The following is a 21,819-nucleotide window of genomic DNA, read 5'->3' on the forward strand; positions in this document are numbered from 1 at the left end:
ATTATAAAAATAAACTTTGGATAGTGAATAAATTTTGATCAAAGTTAGAATAAAGGAAGTGAACTATATGGGGAATTTTAACCACCTTGTAAAAACTCATCCGTGCCTAGGTGGGGAGGCGCATTTTAAATATGGGAGGATACACTTACCAGTGAGTCCCTCATGTAACATACAATGTAAGTTTTGCAGAAGGGGATTTAATAAATCAGAAGTGCGTCCAGGTGTAAGTTCATTACTACTTACTCCAGAAGAGGCTGTAAAAACTGTTAGGAAAGCATTAATGTTATGTCCAGAAATTAGTGTTGTAGGGATTGCAGGTCCAGGAGATACGCTTGCAACTGATCATGCTCTTGAGACTTTTAAATTAGTAAAAAAAGAATTTCCTCATCTTATTAACTGCTTAAGTACCAATGGATTAAGATTGGAAGAAAAGGCTGAAAAGATTGTTGAAGCTGGGGTTGAGACAATAACTGTTACTGTTAATGCCATTGATCCAAAGATTCAAAAAGATATATGTTCTTTTGTAATTGATGAAGATGGTAAAAGACTAGAAGGGGAAGAAGGTGCAAAGAAGTTAATAAATGCACAACTTAGAGGTATTAAAAAGATTAGCGAATTAGGAGTTATAGTAAAAATAAATAGTGTCTTAATACCAGGAATTAATGATAGACATATCAAGGAGATAGCTAAAGTAACTAAGGGGTTAGGAGCATCAATATTAAATATAATTCCACTAATACCACAAAACGAACTTTCTCATCTTGAAGCGCCATCATGCCTAATGCTTGATAAATGTAGAGGAGAAGCAGGTGAGTATCTTGATGTATTTAGGCACTGCAAACATTGCAGAGCTGATGCCTGTGGAGTTCCAGGTAAAAATCAAGATATACATGGTCAATTATATGATAAAGAAGTTGTTGAAACTTTCTCTCATGGATAGGAAATTAGTTGATTAATATGAATAGAAACAAGTATTAAAAAATTATTAAGTATTCATAATGACAATCGTTAGGATAAATAAAATATAAATATTTTATTTATCCTAAAACACAGTAAACAAATAAGAATAATATGAGTAATATATAGTAATTTATATTTAGAAATAGTAGCAACCTTTATATATAAGAAATAAAGAATAGTGTAGAAAACTTTGCACTAGCGAAACCTTGAGGAGGAGAGAGAAATGAAAATAGAATCATTATTAGTTCATGGTGCAATTGATGGGGATGAGACAACAGGATCGGTGAATGTTCCAATCTATCAAACGTCCACATATAAGCAAGAACAGTTAGGTAAAAATAAAGGATATGAATATTCAAGGACTGGAAATCCGACAAGGGAAGCATTAGAGAAAACTATTGCCTTGTTGGAAAGTGGAAGCGGTGGACTTGCATTTAGCAGCGGAATGGCTGCTATTACGGCTGTTTTATCTTTATTTCATAGCGGTGACAAAGTGATAATTCCAAGTAATCTTTATGGAGGAACTTTTAGAGTAATTGATAAAGTATTTAAGAATTTTAATCTTCAATATGAGATAGTTGACTTTTCTAGACTAAATGATGTAAAAAGAATTTTAGAAAATGGAAAGGACAATGCAAGTATAAAGGCCGTTTTTATTGAAACTCCAACAAATCCGCTCATGGATATTACTGATATAGAAGAGGTTAGTAAGCTTGCAAAGGAATACGGAGCACTTACTGTTGTGGATAATACGTTTATGTCACCATATTTGCAAAGACCTTTAGAATTTGGAGCGGATATTGTTGTTCATAGTGCTACTAAGTATTTAGGCGGTCATAGTAATGTAGTAGCTGGATTAATAGCTGTAAATAATGATGAGCTTTGGGACAAGTTACACTTTATACAAAATTCAACGGGAGGAGTACTTGGACCATTTGATTCATTTATATTGCTTCAAGGCATAAAAACTTTAGGTGTTAGATTAGATAGGCACAATGAAAATGCAGAGAAAATAGCACAATTTTTATCTCAAAGTGAATATATAACTAAAATTTATTATCCAGGAATAAAGGATTCGAAAGGATATGAAATTCATAAGAAACAAGCATCTGGCTTTGGGGGAGTATTGTCTTTTGTTATAAATGAAAAAATAGATTACAAAAAGTTTCTAAGTTCACTAAGATTTATAACTTTAGGAGAAAGTCTAGGTGGGGTGGAATCTTTAATATGTCACCCAGCTAGCATGACACATGCAGCAATTCCATATAAAATAAGGCAGGAGGTTGGAATTGTCGATAATCTAGTTAGGTTGTCAGTAGGGATAGAAAATATTGATGATCTAATTGAGGACTTAAACAATGCATTTAAGGAGAGTTTGATATGAATTATGTAAGTGATGTAAAAGAACTTATTGGAAATACTCCGCTTATAAAACTCACACATATCAATGTTAAAAAAAATGTTAATATATTTGCTAAACTTGAATGTTTTAATCCTGGTGGAAGTATAAAAGATAGAATTGGAGTAACAATGATTGAGGGGGCTGAGAGAAATGGAAGCTTAAAGAGGGGGTATACAATAGTTGATGCAACAGCAGGAAATACTGGTCTTGGTATAGCTCTAGCGGCAATAAATAGAGGCTATAATATAATCTTTGTAGTACCAACCAAATTTTCAATAGAAAAGCAAAAGCTAATGAAAGCTTTGGGGGCTAAAATCATTAATACTCCGGATGAAGAAGGTATGCTTGGAGCCATAAATAAAGCTAATGAGTTATTAAAAGAGATTCCCAATAGCATTAGTCTAGGTCAATTTGAAAATGAAGATAATCCTTTAGCTCATTATGAAACAACAGGCCCTGAAATATATAAAGCATTAGATGGTAATATAAATTATTTTGTGGCAGGTGCAGGAAGTGGAGGCACATTTACGGGGATCATAAAATATCTAAAAGAAAAGGATAAGGATATTAAAGGAGTACTCGCAGATCCAGAAGGGTCAACAATGGTCGGTGGAGAGCATAAGAGTTACAAAATAGAGGGTATAGGAAATGATTTTGTTCCTAAAACAATGGATATATCTTTAGTTGATAAAGTTATAAAGGTTAATGATGATGAGGCTTTTAAGAATGTAAAGTTACTGGCTAAAAAGGAAGGTTTAATAGTTGGATCATCATCTGGAGCAATACTTGCAGCAGCATTGAAGTTATCTGAGGAAATCGATAGTGGAAATATAGTTGTTGTTTTTCCTGATAGGGGAGATAGATATCTAAGTACAACATTGTTTGATGACTAAGTAATATAAATAAATTAATAAGCTATGGAAATAAGAGATATAAGGACAAGATTTTGATTTTGGATGGGAAAAAACTTAACTATGATAACTTTATTAACGAAGTTGACTAGAAAACTAGAGACTGAGTTTCTTGATTATACATTATTTAGTATGCAAGAGACTCAGTTTTATTGTCCATAAAATAAAATTTTAGGAGGGATAAAAGATATGGCATATAAAAAGATCAATCTGGATATTCCAGAGGTTGAAAGTCGTGAACAAAGACTTGGAACTATTATTGCATGGGATGGAAAGGCATCAGAACTATCAGAGCAATCTTCTTATGAACGCAGAGGATGCGAGGGCAGAGGTAAACAATGCAGACTTTGTGAAATGAAAGGACCCTTTACACAAGGATCAGTTTGTAGCGAACAGATGGTTGAATGTCAAGCTGGAAACGTAAGAGATGCAGTGCTTATTCAACATTCACCTATTGGTTGCGGAGTGGGACAAGTACCTTATAATTCAATTTATCGAAATGGACTTGCACTTCGGAATTTACCAGTAGAAAACATAAGAATTATTTGTACTAACTTAGATGAAAGTGACATGGTATTTGGAGGTATTAAAAAGTTAAAACAATCAATTAAAGATGCTTTTGAAAGGTATAGTCCTAAGGCGATTTTCTTAGGTACGTCATGCGCGACAGGAATCATTGGAGAAGATATGGAGAGTGTGGCTGCGGAAGCAGAAGATGAAATTGGCATACCTGTAATTCCACTTGCCTGTGAAGGCTTTAGATCAAAACATTGGAGCACAGGTTTTGATGCTACTCAACATGGAATTCTTAGAAAAATTGTACGTAAAAATCCTAAAAAGCAGGAAGATTTAATTAATGTTATAAATCTTTGGGGATCTGATGTATTTACACCAATGCTAGGAGAGCTAGGATTAAGAGTAAATTATGTTGTAGATTTAGCAACGGTAGATGATCTTGCACAACTTTCAGAAGCAGCAGGAACAGTTGGGTTTTGCTATACCTTGTCATCGTATATGGCAGCAGCATTAGAACAAGAATTTGGGGTTCCAGAAATAAAGGCACCTCAACCTTATGGCTTTGCAGGTACAGATGCTTGGATTCGTGAAATAGCAAGAGTCACTCATAAAGAGGAACTTGCTGAAGAGTTTATCAAAAAAGAACATGAAAGAATAAAACCTAAGTTAAAAGAACTTAGGGAAAAACTTAAAGGCGTAAAAGGATATGTTGCAACTGGTTCAGCTTATGCTCATGGTTTAATTACTGTTTTAAGAGAATTAGGAGTTGAAGTAAATGGTTCTTTAGTATTTCATCATGATCCAGTTTATGATAGTGGAGATCCAAAGCAGGATTCTCTTAAATTTTTAATAGATAATTATGATGATTTACCTTCATTTAGTGTAAGTAATAGACAACAATATCAATTTTATGGACTCTTAAAAAAGACAAATCCAGACTTCATATTAATAAGGCATAATGGGCTCGCACCATTGGCATCCAGATTAGGGATACCAGCGGCTCCACTCGGAGATGAACATCTTGCTATTGGATATGATGGAATGGTTAATTTAGGAGAAGCTGTTTTGGATGTACTCGCCCATAGGAAATTTCATCAAGACCTAAAAGAGCATGTAAAGCTGCCTTATACCCAATGGTGGCTTGATCAAGAGGATCCTTATATTCTTGCAAAAAAACCAGAAATATTAAATGAAAAAATAATATAATTGATATTTTTTAAAGGAGGAAGTTATGGAGATTAACAAAGACGTAAATATTACTCAAACAAATTCTATAAATCAAGTGCGTTATGGTTGCGCTATAGGAGCTATTTACAGTGTATCATCAATTCCTGGAGCAATGCCTATTGTAAATTGTGGTCCTGGTTGTGCAGATAAGCAGTATACTGGTCTCGCATTTTATAATGGTTTTCAAGGGGGAGGATATAGTGGTGGAGCAGTATCGCCGAGTTCTAATGCAGGTGAAAATGAGGTTGTATTTGGTGGAGAAAACCGTCTTAGAGAATTGATTAAATCATCCTTAAAGATAATGGATGCAGAATTATTTGTAGTTCTTACTGGATGTATAGGTGAAATTGTTGGAGATGATGTAGGAGCAGTTGTTGGAGAATTTCAGAAAAAAGGAGCTCCTGTTGTATATGCGGAAACTGGTGGATTTAAAGGAAATAATTTTATAGGCCACGAATTAGTTACAAAGGCTATTATAGATCAATATGTTGGAGAATATGATGGAGAAAAAGAAAAAGGGTTAGTTAATGTATGGTCACTTTTGCCATATCAAAATACATTTTGGCGTGGAGATCTCACAGAAATAAAACGTGTACTTGAAGGAGCAGGGCTTAAAGCAAACATTCTATTTGGACCAGAATCAAAAGGAGTAAGCGAATGGAGAGATATACCTAAAGCACAGTTTAATTTAGTGCTTTCTCCTTGGCTTGGCTTAGACACTGCTAAGCATCTAGAAAATAAATATGAACAACCATTTCTACACATCCCTACTGTTCCTATTGGAGCAAAGGAAACAAGTGCATTTTTGCGTAAAGTAGTTGATTTCTCCGGAATAGATAAACAAAAAAGTGAAGATTTTATAAAAGATGAAGAAAAAAATTACTACTATTATTTAGAACACTTTTCAGATTTCTATGCTGAATATTGGTGGGGCTTACCGGCTAAATATGCAGTAGTGGGAGATAGCGCTTATAATTTAGCTCTAAATAAATTTTTAGTAAATCAGTTGGGATTAATTCCGGCTAAACAAATTATTACTGAAAATCCTCCAGAGCAGTATAGAAGAGCAATTGCGAGTGAGTATAGTAAATTAGCAGAAGATGTATCTGCAGATGTTGATTTTGCAGAGGATGGATATGTAATAGGACAATTGCTAAGACAGACAGACTTCGGGCATAAGCCGCCTATTATATTTGGTACTACATGGGAAAGAGATACAGCTAAAGAATTAAAGGGAGCAATTATTGAAGTCGGTTTTCCAGCCTCTTATGAAGTAGTACTATCAAGAACTTATATTGGATATAAAGGAGCGCTTAATTTATTAGAGAAGATTTATACTACTGCAATTAGCGCTAGTGCATAAATCTTTAAACATAAAGTAAGTAAAAAAATTTAAGAAAATAATACGAATTATTAAGTATATTTAAAATTTAAATAGTTTAATTATGAAGTCATTTATAGATATCCTTTTGATAAAAGAGGATATCTATTTTTGTTAAGTAATGCCTAAATATGTATATTTTAATTGAATTTTTTATTACTAGACTTATTTTAGCATTTGGAGTAACAGAATTTTAAATTAAATTTATTATTGAAACATAATATAAACAATTCAAATATTGCCATTTTTTAATTAACTAAACTATAGTATATAAATAAATTAGAATATATATGTCAATACTAATATTAAAATAAGATAAAATCTATATTGTACAAGGTTATTGTGGTAGTATATAGGTATATAGGAATAAAATATAGTAATAGTATAATGGAGGAAGAAATTATGGGAATAAAACAAACATTAGCAAGTTTTATGAAAGAACCTGCATATAGGCCAATGGACATTGAAGAATTAATTGCTGTATTTGATATAAAGAAAAATGAATATAATGCGTTTAAAAAGACTTTAAGAACTATGGAAAATGAAGGACTTATTATAAGAACTAAAAAAGACAAGTATATGATAGCTAATGCGAATCATGAAGAAGAAGGTCTTATTATAGGATCGCTTCAATCACATTCAAAAGGTTTTGGATTTTTAATTCCAGAAGAAGAGGGACAAAAAGACGTATTTATACCAAGCAATTGTATAAATGGAGCTATGAATGGTGATAAAATATCTGTTAGAGTAACAAGAGAAGATACAAAGACCAAGAAAAGAGAAGGAGAAGTAGTAGAAATTATTGAAAGAAACACTACTAGAATAGTAGGAGTATATGAAGATTCTAAAAATTTTGGTTTTGTAGTTTCTGAGGATCCAAGGATATCTAAAGATGTATTCATCTCAAAGAAGGATAGGAATGGTGCCAATGATGGAGATGTTGTTACAGTTAAGATAACAAAATGGCCTGAGGAAAATAGAAAAGCTGAAGGAGTTGTAACAGAGGTTTTAGGAAGAAAAGGTGACAGAGGAATAGACATTCTAATGATAATTAAAAAACTTGGACTTCCAGAAGAATTTAGTGAAAAAGTTCAAAAGTATGCTGAAGGTATTTCTGATGAAATTGATGAAGAAGAATATAAAGGCAGAAGAGATTTAAGAGATTTGAGAATGGTCACAATAGATGGTGAAGATGCTAAGGATTTAGATGATGCTGTATCTATCGAAAAATTAAGTAATGGCAACTTTAAACTAGGAGTTCATATTGCCGATGTAACACACTATGTAAAAGAAAATAGTCCATTAGATAAGGAAGCATTAAAAAGAGCAACATCAGTTTATTTAATAGATAGAGTTGTTCCGATGTTACCTAGAAAATTATCTAATGGAATATGTTCATTAAACCCTAGAGTAGATAGATTAACATTAACTTGCTTCATGGAGATAGATCATAAAGGAAAAGTTGTAGACCATGAAATTGTAGAATCTGTAATAAAAACTAATGAGAGAATGACATATAAAGATGTCACAAAGATATTAAGAGATAATGATGAGGAACTTATAAAAAGATATGACTATCTTGTTGATGACTTTAAAATGATGGAAGAGTTATGTGGTATATTAAGAAATAAGAGAACCAAAAGAGGTGCCATTGATTTTGAAATAGCAGAAGCTAAGATAACACTTAACGAGTTAGGAAAACCAATTGAGATTAAACCGTATGATCGTGAAATATCAAATAGGATGATAGAAGAATTTATGTTAGCAGCAAATGAGACAGTTGCAGAGCATATGTTTGGTACTCATCTACCTTTTGTATACAGAATACATGAGAGTCCAGATGAAGAAAAATTAGCTAAATTTAAAGAATTTGTTTATAATTTGGGATATGCTATTCAATGGACAGAAGAAATAAGACCAAAAAGTTTTCAAGAGATTCTAGAAAAGGTTAAGGGAAAAAACGAAGAAACAGTTGTAAGTACACTTTTATTAAGATCTATGATGCAGGCAAGATATGCACCAGAATGTAGCGGACATTTTGGGCTTGCAGCTGAGTACTACTGCCACTTCACTTCACCAATAAGAAGATATCCTGATTTACAAATTCATAGAATCATAAAAGAATATTTGCATGGAGAAGTAGATGGAACTAGAATAAATAAATTAAAAAATATAGTAGGTTATGCAGCTAAACAATCATCAGAAATGGAAAGAAAGGCTCAAGATGCAGAAAGAGAAGTTGATGATCTTAAAAAAGCTGAGTATATGCAAGAGAGAATTGGTCAAGAATTCGAAGGAATTATATCTTCAGTTACATCTTTTGGAATATTCGTTGAGTTACCAAACACAATTGAAGGTTTAGTTCATATAACAGATCTAGATGATGATTATTATATATTCAATGAAGCAAATTTAAGCTTGATTGGTGAAAGAACTAAAAAGTTATATAAACTTGGAGATAAAGTAAAAGTAGAATGCGTTAATGTAGATATAACAAATAGAGAGATATTTTTTAAGATTACACAAGAGCCAAAGAGAGAAGAAACAGATAAAGATTTTGAATCAGAAGGAAAAATTAGCGAAGTAGAAAAAAAGTTAGTTGAAGTATAAGATATGATTTTAATGTTCTGAAAGAGTAAAAATTTGTGCATATAAACTTATTTTGAGCGTTCATATCAGCAATGTTCAAAATAAGTTGATTTACAGAAATGGGTATAATATAATTTTAGTAGAAATATAACCATAGCGGGTGATTATGATGGCAAGAAAAAGAAATGAGAATTCATTAGCAGAAAATAGAAAAGCAAGGCATGACTATTTTGTAGAAGAGGCAATGGAAGCAGGATTGGTTTTAGTTGGGACAGAGGTTAAATCAATAAGAAATGGAAGAGTGAATCTTAAAGACTGTTATGCAGATATATATAATGGTGAAATATTTGTAAAGAATATGCACATATCTCCTTATGAACAAGGAAATATATTTAATGTAGATCCATTAAGAGAGAGAAAATTACTTCTTCATAGAGATGAAATAAGAAGACTTGATGGTTTAGTGTCTAGAGATGGATATACCTTAATACCTCTATCATTGTATTTGAAGGACGGAAAAGTTAAAGTTGCGCTTGGAGTTTGTAAAGGTAAGAAAAATTATGATAAGAGAGACTCGATGTTAGAAAAAGCTCATAAGAGGGACATGGATAGAGCAATTAAGGAAAAGAATAAATATTAATTAAGCATGCTACCGAAAGTATAAAAATATTTTTGGTAGTTTTTTATTTGGTTAAAATACAAGATAATATGGGGTTTTTAGATAAAATTATTATAGAAATAATCTGAATAATAAATGGGTGACATTTACAATAAATATACTATTAAAAAAATATGTGTCATATAATTTTTTGTAAGTAATAATATGTAAATGAGATTAGTATTAAGGGGGAAATAATTGTGAAAAAACTTCTAAAGTTCAGAAAAGTTATATCAATTTTTACTAGCTTATTCTTCATAATTACTTTATTTAGCTCGTTTTCTATAAGAGTTTATGCAACTGAGAATGAAAAAATGTTTGACGTTATCGAAATCACTGATTTTCATGGAACACTTAATGATTCATCAGGAAATCAAGTTGCAGGGGTTTTAGCAGATAGAATAGAAAAAGTGAAAGAGTCTAATAAAGATAGGACATTGATTTTAGGTGGAGGTGATTTGTATCAAGGATCTGCAACATCTAATATCATGAAAGGGGTTCCTGTTCAGGAGACTATGTCTAAGATTGGAATGGAGATAACAACTCTTGGAAATCATGAGTTTGATTGGGGATTGGATACAACTACAAATACAACAATGAAGGGTGCAGCGTATTCAATAGTTTGCAGCAATCTTTACGATAAGAAGACTGGCAAGCGTGTATTTGATCCATATAAAATTATAACTAAAGATGGCATAAAAATCGCCGTTATAGGAGGAATAACAAGAGAAACAGAGACGAGTGTATCACCTAAATTTGTGAGTGACTATAAATTTACAGACCTTGCAAGTGAAATAAATCCTATTGCACTACAAATAAAGAAAGATAAATTGGCGGATGTAGTAATTGTATTGGTGCATGAAGGTGATAAGGGTGATAATGCAACAGGGCCAGTATTTGATTTAGCTAATAATGTTCAGAATGTAGATGCTGTATTTGGTGGACATAGCCATACTAAAACTGCTGCAATTGCTAAGAATACCAATATCCCAGTATATATTGGGGGATCAAACGGTAAAGGATATATAGATGCTAAATTCAAGGTGACTAGTGATAATAAAATCGTATTTGATCAGCCAAATCTTGAAACAAGTTATGTGGCGCTAGATAATGACAAAGGATATAAAACTGGAACACCACAAACAGACAGTGATGTTGATAAAATTGTAGATAATGCCAATAAACAGATAGAGCCAATGACGAGTGAAGTTATTGGGTATAATACAGCAAAGGATTTAACAAGAAAATTAGATGCTTCTCCATATGGATCATCAGTTTTAGGAAATTGGGCATCTGACGTTACAAGAAATTCTATTAAAGCTGATGTTGGATTTCAAAATAATGGAGGTCTTAGAATAGATATTCCACAAGGAAATATTACAGTCGGAACTATGTGGCAGTTTATGCCTTTTGATAACACAATTTATAAATTAAGCATGACAAAATCTCAATTAAAAGAAGTTCTAGAGCAGGCTGTTGCGGATAACAGTAAGGGGTTACAGGTATCGGGAATTAAATTCGGCTATGATTCAAATCTTCCATCAGGTCAAAGAGTTAAATCTATCACAAAAGAAGATGGAACTCCTATTAGTGATAACGAAAGTTTATCTGTTGCAGTTCCAGATTTTGTGGCTCAAGGAGGAGATTCGTTTACTGCATTTACAAAGTACGGTGGATTAGATGTTAAAAATGATACTCATGTTTTAGTAAGAGATGCATTTATAGATTGGTGTAAAGAAAATAAAGATAAAAATGATAAAAATACAATACCTAATACTGATATACCAAGAATGGTTAATATGTCTAGTTCAATAACTTTATTAGCAACAACAGATGTTCATGGTACAGTTTTAAATTATGATTATGGAACAGGAAAAGCACCATCTAAAGCACAGGGATTAGCTAAAGTTTCATCATATGTTAAAAGTGTAAGAGAAAATAATAATAATGTGATGCTAATTGATAATGGAGACACAATTCAAGGAACACCACTATCATATTACTATGATATTTTAGACACTACTTTAGAGCACCCTATGGCAAAGGTTATGGGAGCTATGAAGTATGATTCGTGGACACTAGGAAATCATGAATTCAATTATGGATTAGATGTATTAAATAGAGTGATTAAAGACTATAAGTCAGAAGGAATAGAAGTACTTGGAGCCAATATATATAAGAACGATTCAACAAATTTTGTAGATCCATATATAATGAAAAGTTTTTATGTTAATGGTAAAGAAGTAAAAGTAGCGGTTATAGGTTTAGAAAATAAATGCATACCAAGTTGGGAAGATAAAAAACATTACGATGGATTGGTATTTAATGACCTTGTAAATGAATCTAAAAAGTGGGTTAAAGAAGTAAAAGCCAAGGGCGCAGATGTTGTTATAATTTCAGCACATAGTGGTCAAGAGACTGATGCAGATGTTATACCAGAAAATGAAATTAACGCAATAGCAACACAAGTTGATGGTATAGATGCAATTATAGCAGGTCATACACATTTGAAAGTAAATGATCTAACTAAGAAGAATCCAGAAGGTAAAGTTGTTCCAATAGTTGAGTCAACTAAGGGAGCTACAGGTTTGGCACAAGTTGATATGAACTTTGATGGAAATGCAAAGCTTATAGGAATTTCAACAAAAAACATTGTTATTGATAATAGCATAGTAGATGATCAGGAGATTGTCGATTTAATTAAACCTTATGAAGATACAACATTAAAATATGTAGATACAAAAATAGGAACTTCAACTGGAGAATTTACAGGAAGTGGACAGTTAACAGAGCCTACTGCAATTATGGAGCTCATTAATAAAGTACAAAAAGAAAGTGCTGGGACTCAATTATCAATTGCGGCACCATTAAGTTCTGGAGCATATATACCTCAAGGCGATGTTACAATAAAAGATATGATGGCAGTATATGTATTTGAAAACTTTTTGTATGGAGTAAAAATGACAGGAAAGCAATTGAAAGACTGGATGGAATATTCAGTTAGATATTATGATCAAACAACAGGGGATAATGCAGCAGTAATAAAAGATCCAATATTAAATATTCCAGATTATAACTTGGATCAATTATATGGTGCAACATATGATATTGATTTAACACAACCTGCATGTACTATCGACAAGGAAACAGGAAGAGTAATATCAGGAAATAGAATAAAGAATTTAAAGGTTAATGGTGTCGAAGTAAAAGATTCAGATGAATTTACAGTTGCTATAAACAATTATAGATTTAATGGTGGTGGAGGTTTTATGAAGGCCGCTGGATTAAGTAATACTGATTCAAGTATTATTGTCTATGATTCAGGAAAAGCACTTGGTGATGATGGTCAAGTGAGAAGTCTAATGACTAGCTACATTAAAAAACATGGAGAGATATCTCCAGATTGCTCAAATAATTGGGAGATACTGAATGTAGATAAACAGAAAAAAGCAGCGTAAGATCTGAAGCAATTATTTTCAGGCATAAATAAATATATATATAAGTGATTCTAGTAAAAATGAAGCCATGCACATAGATAGATTTATCTACATGTGTATGGTTTCAAATTCTATTGAAGAATATTTATTATTTCTTATACTGATATTTTTATTAGCCTAGATATTGATTTTGAATATTTGATAGAAATATATAGCATATACAACAGATTTAACAATATAAATATAAAATAATTTAATATTTATACTATAAACTTAAATTTATTAATTAATTTCATAAAAAAATCTTGCAATATATACAGAAAGTATATATAATAAAACCAATCCGATTACAATACTTGGATTTGAAAGAGCAAAAGGTTATTCTATAGATTTTGACAAATTAAAAAAAGTTGTATATAATTAGGTCAAAGCTAAATTAAATAATCTGAATATCTTATCGAGAGCGGTGGAGGGACTGGCCCTTTGAAACCCGGCAACCGAAATATTATTTTTTACTAAATGATATTTATATGGTGCTAATTCCAGCAGCTTTTAGCTGATAGATGAGAGGATAAATTTGTATGGTGTTTTATGCGCTAGAGATTTATTCTCTAGCGCTTTTGTTTTGAGGTGAACGTTAATAATTAAGTTAATTATTACATCACCTTAGTTATCCGGAAACTAACAAAACAAAGTCAAAGGAGGAAATGTGTTTGATAGAAATCAAAAATGTGGTAAAGAATTTTGGGGAAACACAAGTTATAAAAGATGTATCAATAAGCATTAAAGAGGGCGAAATTTATGGAATAATAGGACACAGCGGAGCAGGAAAGTCAACACTATTAAGATGCATTAATGGACTTGAATCTTATGATGGAGGTTCAATAAATGTAATGGGGAAAGAGGTTTCATCATTAGAAGGAAAAAGTCTTAGGGAATTTAGAAAAGATTTGGGGATGATTTTTCAAAATTTCAATCTTATGCAAAGAAAAAATGTTTTTGATAATGTTGCTCTTCCTCTTGAAGTGTGGGGGTACAACAAAAGTGAAATTAAGGACAAAGTATTAAGATTATTAGATTTAGTTGGATTAACAGACAAAAAGCTAAGCAAACCGTCAGAGCTTAGTGGTGGACAAAAACAAAGAGTAGCAATAGCAAGGGCATTAGCGTTAGACCCTAAAATACTACTTTGTGATGAAGCAACTTCTGCATTAGATCCTAAAATTACAAAAGACATTTTAGCATTACTTTCTAAAATAAACAAAGAATTAGGGATTACAATAGTAATGGTAACTCATCAAATGGAAGTAATAAAAGAAGTTTGTGAAAAAGTTGCATTGCTAGATGGTGGAAAAATAAAAGCAGAAGGAAGATCAGAAGATTTATTCTTACAACCAGGAAAATCATTAAAGAAATTCTTAGGAGAAGAAGATGAAGGAATATTACCAGAAGAAGGTGTTAATATCAAGATATTCTTCCCAAGTGATTCTTCTGAAAATGCACTAATTACAAAGATGGCAAGGGAATTAGAGATAGATTTTTCTATAGTTTGGGGAAAACTTGAAAAATTTAGGAGCGAAGTATTAGGTGGGCTTGTAATAAACATCAACGAAGAGGATAAGGACAAGGTTATAAAGTACCTTGAAAATAAGGATATCTTATTGGAGGTGATCGAATAATGAATCAGGTAATAGTAAAAGCTTTAATAGAAACTCTAGAGATGGTTTTTGCATCGACTATAGGTTCACTTATTTTAGGATTCATACCTGCAATAATATTAACAGTTACTGCAAAAGACGGATTAAAACCAAATAAAATAGTTTATACAGTTTTAGATTTAATAATTAATATATTAAGAAGTTTTCCAGTTATCATATTAATGGTAGCAATAATACCATTAACTAGATTTATTGCTGGTAAATCTATAGGTACAGAAGCAGCTATTGTTCCACTTACAATTGCAGCAGCACCATTTGTAGCAAGAATTATAGAATCATCACTTAGAGAAGTCGATAAAGGAATAATAGAGGCGGCAAGATCTTTTGGAGCATCAAACACTCAAATTATCTTTAAGGTAATGCTTAAAGAAGCAATTCCTTCAATAGCATCAGGAATTACTCTTACAATAATAAGCATTGTTGGATATTCTGCAATGGCAGGAACTATTGGGGGTGGAGGACTTGGTCAAGTAGCTATAAGCTATGGATATCAAAGATTCCAAACTGATTATATGGTAGTAACATGTATTGTGTTAATCATAGTAGTACAAGGACTACAGCTTATAGGCAATTATTTTTACAATAAATTATCAAAATAGGGGGAATAAATATGAAAAAGAAATCAATTTTATCAGTAGTTTTAGCAGGAGTAGTGACACTAGGATTAGTAGGTTGCGGGGGCACAGCTACTTCAGGAAGTAAAGATTCTAAAAATGACAAGGTAATAAAGATTGGGGTAACACCAAAGCCACATGAAGAAATAGTAAATATAGCTAAACCATTACTTGAAAAAGAAGGATATACAGTAGAAATAACAGAATTTAATGATTACAATCAACCTAACACTGCTGTAGAAGAAGGTTCATTAGATGCAAACTTCTTCCAACATACTCCATACTTAAATGAACAAAATTCATCTAAGGGATATCACCTAGTTTCAGTTGGTGCAATACATTTAGAACCAATGGGATTATATTCTAAGAAGGTAAAAAGTTTAGATGAACTTAAAGATGGAGCTACAATTGCCGTTCCTAATGATCCATCAAATGAAGCTAGAGCATTAAAATTATTAGCAGGAAAAGGCTTAATAAAAATTAAAGATGGAGAACTAGTTACATCAAAGGATATTACTGAAAACCCTAAAAACTTAAAGTTTAATGAATTAGAAGCAGCAGCAGTTCCAAGAGCAATAGATGACGTTGATGCTGCAGTAATCAATGGAAACTATGCTATAGAAGCTAAATTTAATCCAGCAAAAGATGCAATTATTATTGAAGATAAGGCTTCAGAAGCTGCTAAACCTTATGCAAACATAGTTGTTGTAAAACAAGGTAATGAAAATCAAGAAAAAATCAAAGCTTTAGTAAAAGCTATGACATCACCAGAAGTTAAAGAATTTATAGAAAAAGAATACAATGGTTCAGTAATTCCAGTATTTTAATAGTTCATTTTGAACATATAGATTGAAAAAAGAAATTGAATAATAACTAGTATTTGCAGCATGAATATGCTGTATTACAAGAAGAGAGGCTATGCCAAATGTCATTTAGGCAACAAAATGACATTAAGGCATGCCTTCTTTTTTTATCAGAAAGTTAAATGGGGGCTTTTGCTATTAAGAAAAATTGTAGATTCTATATATAACATATCTTTAATAATTTTCTGGAATAATGTATACTTTTAAGTATATTTAGGAAAATAATTTGATTTAATTTATATAAAAGTAAGAATTTACTCTAAAGGGGAATAAAAAATGAACATATCAGAAGTAAAAGTTAAATTAACTGGTAATGATATATTAAGTATAATCAATGAATTTGTTAAGGTTGATGGGTTGGATTTAAGAACAGTAACTATTAATGATGGAATAATATTAGAAGGAACTTTGAAAAAGGGAATAAATATAGACTTTAATATAAAGGTTCAATTAGTTGGGTGTGTTCATAACAAAATTACTGTAAAGATAGTTAAAGTTAAAGTATTAAATGTTGGTTTTCTTAGAATATTAAGAAGTTTTGTGATAAAGCAATTAGCAAAAGCTTTTAAAAAGTATGGAATAGATAGTGATAGGGATAAAGTAATAATTGATATAAATACAATACTTCAATATGTACCATACATAAATCTAAATATTAGTGAGGTCTTCATGAAAAAATCAGAGGTATGGGCTGAAATTTCTAATGTTGAGGTTTCAATACTAGGAGAATTAATAAAGGAAAGTGATATTGAAGAAACAAGTGAAGAAGAAGAGATTGACGTAGCATCATTGGATCTTATAGATAAAACTAAAGATTGCTATTCTGTCGGAAGAAATAAAATTACAAATAAATTATCTGAAAATGTGAGAAATTATAAAGAGTATATATTTGTATTGCCAGATATAGCTTCTTTAATATATAGATTACTTAAGGATAAAAGAGTATCTATAAAGACTAAGCTTATAATGTCGGCAGGAATAGCATATGTAACTGTACCAGTTAACATAATACCTAATAGTATACCATTTATAGGTGTGATTGATGATATTGGAGTTATATTTTTTGTTTTAAATAAGATTATTAAAGATATACCATTATCGATAATAGTAGAGAATTGGGAAGGTAAAAATGATATACTTTTAGTATTAAAAAAAGGAATAGAATATCTAACTAACTTTACAAATGCTGCAAATATTGAAAAATTATATAGTGCTGTAGAAGAATTATCATCACTATAGAAAATATTATTTATAAATTTAATAACATATAGATTATAAGTTTATAAATATTCCATGAAAAGTATAATAATAAGTTAGACGGTCGGAGAAAGGAATAATATATGGCGAAAAAAGTTTATGCAATACAATATGGTTTTGATATTAAAAATAACAAAAAGGTTGAAAATGTAATAGTCAATACTTGGAATGAATGCTTAGCATATGTAAAAGGGGTAAAGGGAGCAAAGTATAAGAGTTTCGAAGACATAGAAGAGGCAAAATCATATCTAAACGAAGGAAATAGAATGCTAAAAAAGAGTGATGAAAGTTATCCAAAAGACTGTCTTCATGCATATGTTGATGGAAGTTATAATTCTTCTGACGGAAGATATTCTTATGGGGTAGTTTGTGTTAATGATGATGTTGTAGAATATATAGAAAGCGGAGCTGAAAAAGATAGCTCTTCTAAAAATATAAGACAAATAGCAGGCGAACTTAAGGGAGCTGTTAGAGCTGTTGAATATGCTTTAGAACATGGACAAAAAAAAGTAGTTCTATTTCATGATTACGAGGGGATAGCTCATCATGCAACTGGAGCATGGGAACGAAAAGAAGAATCATCTATGCAATATTATAAAAAGATGCAAGAGTTAATAAATTCTGGAATGGAAATTATATTTGTAAAAGTTGATAGTCATACTGGAGATTTATTTAACGAGCTTGTTGATGAGAAATGTAAAGAGTGCTTAGGGATAACTTCTGATAGAACCGTTGAAAAATGGTTAAGTAAAAATGTTATAAGAGTTTCTGGTACTAAGGTTAAAGAAGAAATCTTAAGCATAGCTCCAAGTCATTCAAATAATATAATTTTAATTGGCGAAGATGAAAATCTACAAATGGAAAATATATTGAATGTAGATAAGAAAGATGATAATGAAATTAGATTTGAACAAATTATTGGTTTATATAGAAATAACGCTATCGAAGGCAAAAAGATAATTTCTAAGCTATTAAGCAAAGAAAAAGAAAAATTAATTTTTTATCTTCTTAAAGAGTACGTTGATAATAATTAAACCAGTATATATGTTGGAATAATAGATTTGCATTTAAAATGCAAATAAGAAAAGTGCTTAATTAGGACTGGAATATAGAAAGCTGATTGTAATATGCATAGTTACTTTTTAGAATATTTTTAAAACTGTATATAATCATGGAATAAATTAACTTGGATAACTTTTTGATTAATACACAATATATTTATAGAAAATAAATTGATGTTAAAGAGGTGTTTATTATGGAAAGATTTTCTAAGGGAATGATGACTGGATTTTTAATTGGAGTTGCTGTCGAAATGTCTCTAATGCCACGTATGGATAGAAGGAGTCAAAAAACAATGAGAAGAGCAGGCAGAAGAATGAGGAATATGGCTGAATCAGTAGGTCATGAAGTTTATGATTGGATGAGATAGAATTACAAAAAGAAAGTATAATATGTAAAAATTAGGTATAACAAAAATAGAAGGGCATGAATTTCTTTCATGCCTTTTTATTTTTATTTATTGTATTTATACTTTTGTACATAAATATGGATAATAAAATTAAATTATATAAAATTTGGGGCACATTTATATTTTTATGCAGTTTTTTATAAATTTATGTTATAATTAAGGAAATTATATTAAAATAACTAAATAATTTGTTGAATAGAGAAGGATTAAAAAGATGGAAATTCTATCATTGGGAGAAAAGATCAAGAGAAGAAGAAAACAATTGAATATGACGTTGAAGGATTTGGCAAAAGACAGAATAACTCCAGGACAAATAAGTTTGGTAGAATCTGGCCGTTCGAATCCATCAGTAGATTTGCTAGAATATTTAGCTGATGCATTGAACACAAATGTAGAATATTTAATGGAATCAGAAGAAAGCCAAGCTGAAAAGATTAGTTTATATTACGAACAGGTAGGGGAATCATGCATACTCCAGGGAGATTACGAAAAAGGTCAAAGATATATTGATAATGCTCTATACTACTGTGAAAAATATAATCTAGAATATAGAAAAGCAATGATATATTTTATAACAGCAAAATCCTACATGTATAAAAGAGATTTTCCTATGGCTCAGAAGTTTTTTTTATCAGCAAATGTAATTTTTGTAAAAAATAATAATTATGAGCAGATAATAAAAACTTTCCTACATTTAGCTAATATTGCTTTAGAATTAAAGGCATATCATTCTTCTAGTAGTTACTTAAAACAGGCTGAAAAGGTATATATAGACAATAAGGTTGTAGATGAATTTTTAATGGGAGAAATATACTACAATATGGCTAGAACATATTATGATGTAGAAGAATTGGATTTAGCCTTAGAATATTCTTGTCTAGCAAGAAATAGATTTGAACAAGTCTATAATGATGAAGATTATGCGAGAAATCTATTCTCTTTAGCAGAAGAATTTAATAAAAAAGGTGACTTGCCGAATGCAATAAAGTATTCAAAGAAAACATTAGAAGTATATAAAAAGATACAGTATAACAAGAGCATAGTTAATATAGAACATAATTTAGGAAAGTTATTTTATGAACTAGGAAATTTAGATGAATCTCTTAAGCATTATGATATATCAAAAAGTATTAGTACACAAAATCGTGTAGGATGTATAAATGATATACTAATAGATATTTGTAAAAGTTATCTGAAGTTAAAGAATACTGAACAATGTAGCAAAATACTAAAAGATATAGAAAATAGAATTGAAGAGCATGATATAGATAGAAAAATCGAATGTAAACTAATAAAATATACTATGTTCAATATTGACGATAAACCAGAACAAGCAGAAAGTGTATTGATTGATACATATGTGCTAGCAAAAAATAGCGGAAAATTGTCGAAGGCTGCTGAATTAGCTATGAGAGTCGGAAAATATTTCATAGATAAAAAAGAAGAGGAAGAGGCTTCATATTACTTAAATCAAGGAATAAAGTTATTTGATGAAGCAGAAAAGTTAGAAAATTACAAATTATAAGTAAGTGGGTGAGATATTTGGAAATACTATCTACTGGCGAAAAGATAAAAAGAGCTAGAGTATTTAAAGGTATAACATTGAAAGAATTATGCGGAAATAAGATTTCAATTGCCAAGATGAGCTGTATAGAAAATGGAAAGATTAAGGCAGATACCGAATTACTGAATTATATAGCTGAGAAGATAGAAATAGATGTAGATTATTTAATAGAAGACGTATATGAACAAATTTCAAATAATCTAAATATAATAAAGAGGAATGTATCTTCCGATACTGATTCTGAAAGTAAGTTGAAAGATAACCTAAGCTATGCACTAAAATATAAATATTATGATTTAGCTTTTGAATTAATACACATATTATTCTCGTATTATGTAGAAGAAAATAAGGTTGAAAATATTCAGCTTATAGTTTCTCAATATTATGATTTATATCAAAGAAATAATACGGAAGAAAATACAGCTATCTACTTTAAAGATATGGCACGTTATTTATCTCAAAATGGTGAATATATTGAGGCTATTTCTTACTACAGCAAGCTTAGAGAAATGTTTAGATTGAAAGAAGATGGATTTGATAGTTCAGAGTACTGTTTAATAGGCTACAATGAGGCTCTGTGTTATCAGAATTTAAGAAAATCTGAAGAAGCATATAGCATTTTATCAGAAATCATAGGATATGTTGATGACCTTAAAACAGATGAAAGCAAGGGGAAAATATATCATATATATGCTACAGTATGCATTAAGCTTAAAAAAGATTATGTTGATGAATATAAAATGAAAGCATTTCAATATCAAAAATATAATCCTATTTCTCTGGCAGCATCTCATGGAAATTATGGAAAGTATTATTTTGAAGTAGAAGAAAAGGAAAAAGCAATCTCTGAAATAGAAGATGGAATAAAGATATTTCCACAAGATAATGTAGAAAAATATGTGGAGTTTTTGAATTATTGTACAAGAATATTAATTGATAATTCAGAGTATGAGATAGCTTATAGGATTACAGAAGAATCATTAAATTTAGCTATTATGACTGATAATATAAAGTTAATTGAGAAGTCATATTATTTTAAGGGTATAATTCTTCAGAAAATGGACAAACATTTGGAAGCCGAAAAATATATGAATCTATCATTAGATTCGTTGTTTAAATTTGGTACCAGAGAAGAAAGAAGAGATAGATATGTAGATATGGGTAAGCTTTATTATAAGCTTGGACTTACAGCGGATTCGCTAAAATACTTTAATCTTGCATTAGCTGTTGATAAAAAAATCTAATTTCTCGTAA

16 protein-coding genes and 1 riboswitch are annotated in these 21,819 nt (G+C 30.7%); all 16 genes read left to right on the plus strand.

Annotation, left to right across the window (positions count from 1 at the left end; translation table 11 throughout):
• Positions 1 to 67 precede the first annotated feature (67 nt).
• The 16 genes from L1S46_RS04355 (at position 68) to L1S46_RS04430 (ending at position 21,809) form a co-directional block, all read left to right on the plus strand.
• Positions 68 to 940 (plus strand): radical SAM protein, encoded by an 873-nt coding sequence (locus tag L1S46_RS04355; protein WP_238899298.1) that lies wholly within the window; start codon positions 68 to 70, stop codon positions 938 to 940.
• Positions 941 to 1,183: 243 nt separating this feature from the next.
• On the plus strand, positions 1,184 to 2,344 hold the full coding sequence (locus L1S46_RS04360) for a PLP-dependent aspartate aminotransferase family protein (RefSeq protein ID WP_238899299.1): 1,161 nt from the start codon (positions 1,184 to 1,186) through the stop codon (positions 2,342 to 2,344).
• A complete protein-coding gene (locus L1S46_RS04365) occupies positions 2,341 to 3,255 on the plus strand; it encodes a cysteine synthase family protein (protein WP_238899300.1) in 915 nt (304 codons plus the stop codon). The genes L1S46_RS04360 and L1S46_RS04365 overlap by 4 nt, the downstream gene beginning before the upstream one ends.
• Before the next feature lie 207 nt (positions 3,256 to 3,462).
• On the plus strand, positions 3,463 to 4,995 hold the full coding sequence (locus tag L1S46_RS04370) for a nitrogenase component 1 (protein ID WP_238899301.1): 1,533 nt from the start codon (positions 3,463 to 3,465) through the stop codon (positions 4,993 to 4,995).
• 25 nt (positions 4,996 to 5,020) lie between these two features.
• Positions 5,021 to 6,379 (plus strand): nitrogenase component 1, encoded by a 1,359-nt coding sequence (locus L1S46_RS04375; RefSeq protein WP_238899302.1) that lies wholly within the window; start codon positions 5,021 to 5,023, stop codon positions 6,377 to 6,379.
• Positions 6,380 to 6,799: 420 nt separating this feature from the next.
• Entirely contained in the window at positions 6,800 to 9,007 is a 2,208-nt protein-coding gene (gene rnr / locus L1S46_RS04380) for a ribonuclease R (RefSeq protein WP_038457150.1), read from the plus strand.
• A gap of 148 nt (positions 9,008 to 9,155) precedes the next feature.
• Complete coding sequence (gene smpB / locus L1S46_RS04385) at positions 9,156 to 9,626, plus strand: SsrA-binding protein SmpB (RefSeq protein WP_011967982.1); 471 nt, start codon at positions 9,156 to 9,158, stop codon at positions 9,624 to 9,626.
• Between the two features lie 218 nt (positions 9,627 to 9,844).
• Complete coding sequence (locus tag L1S46_RS04390) at positions 9,845 to 13,102, plus strand: 5'-nucleotidase C-terminal domain-containing protein (RefSeq protein WP_238899303.1); 3,258 nt, start codon at positions 9,845 to 9,847, stop codon at positions 13,100 to 13,102.
• Between the two features lie 430 nt (positions 13,103 to 13,532).
• Positions 13,533 to 13,651: riboswitch (SAM riboswitch) on the plus strand.
• Positions 13,652 to 13,794: 143 nt separating this feature from the next.
• Positions 13,795 to 14,760, plus strand: a complete 966-nt coding sequence (locus tag L1S46_RS04395; RefSeq protein WP_011967984.1) for a methionine ABC transporter ATP-binding protein — start codon at positions 13,795 to 13,797, stop codon at positions 14,758 to 14,760.
• Positions 14,760 to 15,398 carry a methionine ABC transporter permease gene (locus tag L1S46_RS04400; RefSeq protein WP_017212473.1) on the plus strand — a complete coding sequence of 213 codons (639 nt, stop codon included), beginning with the start codon at positions 14,760 to 14,762 and terminating at the stop codon, positions 15,396 to 15,398. Before L1S46_RS04395 ends, L1S46_RS04400 begins: the two co-directional genes overlap by 1 nt.
• An 11-nt stretch (positions 15,399 to 15,409) precedes the next feature.
• Entirely contained in the window at positions 15,410 to 16,240 is an 831-nt protein-coding gene (locus tag L1S46_RS04405) for a MetQ/NlpA family ABC transporter substrate-binding protein (protein WP_011967986.1), read from the plus strand.
• A gap of 312 nt (positions 16,241 to 16,552) precedes the next feature.
• Positions 16,553 to 17,515 (plus strand): DUF1232 domain-containing protein, encoded by a 963-nt coding sequence (locus tag L1S46_RS04410; RefSeq protein WP_238899304.1) that lies wholly within the window; start codon positions 16,553 to 16,555, stop codon positions 17,513 to 17,515.
• A gap of 101 nt (positions 17,516 to 17,616) precedes the next feature.
• Complete coding sequence (locus L1S46_RS04415) at positions 17,617 to 18,567, plus strand: ribonuclease H family protein (protein WP_011967988.1); 951 nt, start codon at positions 17,617 to 17,619, stop codon at positions 18,565 to 18,567.
• 221 nt (positions 18,568 to 18,788) lie between these two features.
• On the plus strand, positions 18,789 to 18,962 hold the full coding sequence (locus L1S46_RS04420) for a hypothetical protein (RefSeq protein WP_011967989.1): 174 nt from the start codon (positions 18,789 to 18,791) through the stop codon (positions 18,960 to 18,962).
• 253 nt (positions 18,963 to 19,215) lie between these two features.
• The gene (locus L1S46_RS04425; protein WP_011967990.1) at positions 19,216 to 20,526 is read left to right on the plus strand and encodes a tetratricopeptide repeat protein; all 1,311 of its coding nucleotides are present in this window, start codon (positions 19,216 to 19,218) and stop codon (positions 20,524 to 20,526) included.
• Positions 20,527 to 20,543: 17 nt separating this feature from the next.
• Complete coding sequence (locus L1S46_RS04430; protein WP_238899305.1) at positions 20,544 to 21,809, plus strand: transcriptional regulator; 1,266 nt, start codon at positions 20,544 to 20,546, stop codon at positions 21,807 to 21,809.
• Positions 21,810 to 21,819 lie beyond the last annotated feature (10 nt).

It is taken from the genome of Clostridium sp. YIM B02500, assembly GCF_022324665.1.
Taxonomy (GTDB): Bacteria; Bacillota; Clostridia; order Clostridiales; family Clostridiaceae; genus Clostridium; species Clostridium beijerinckii.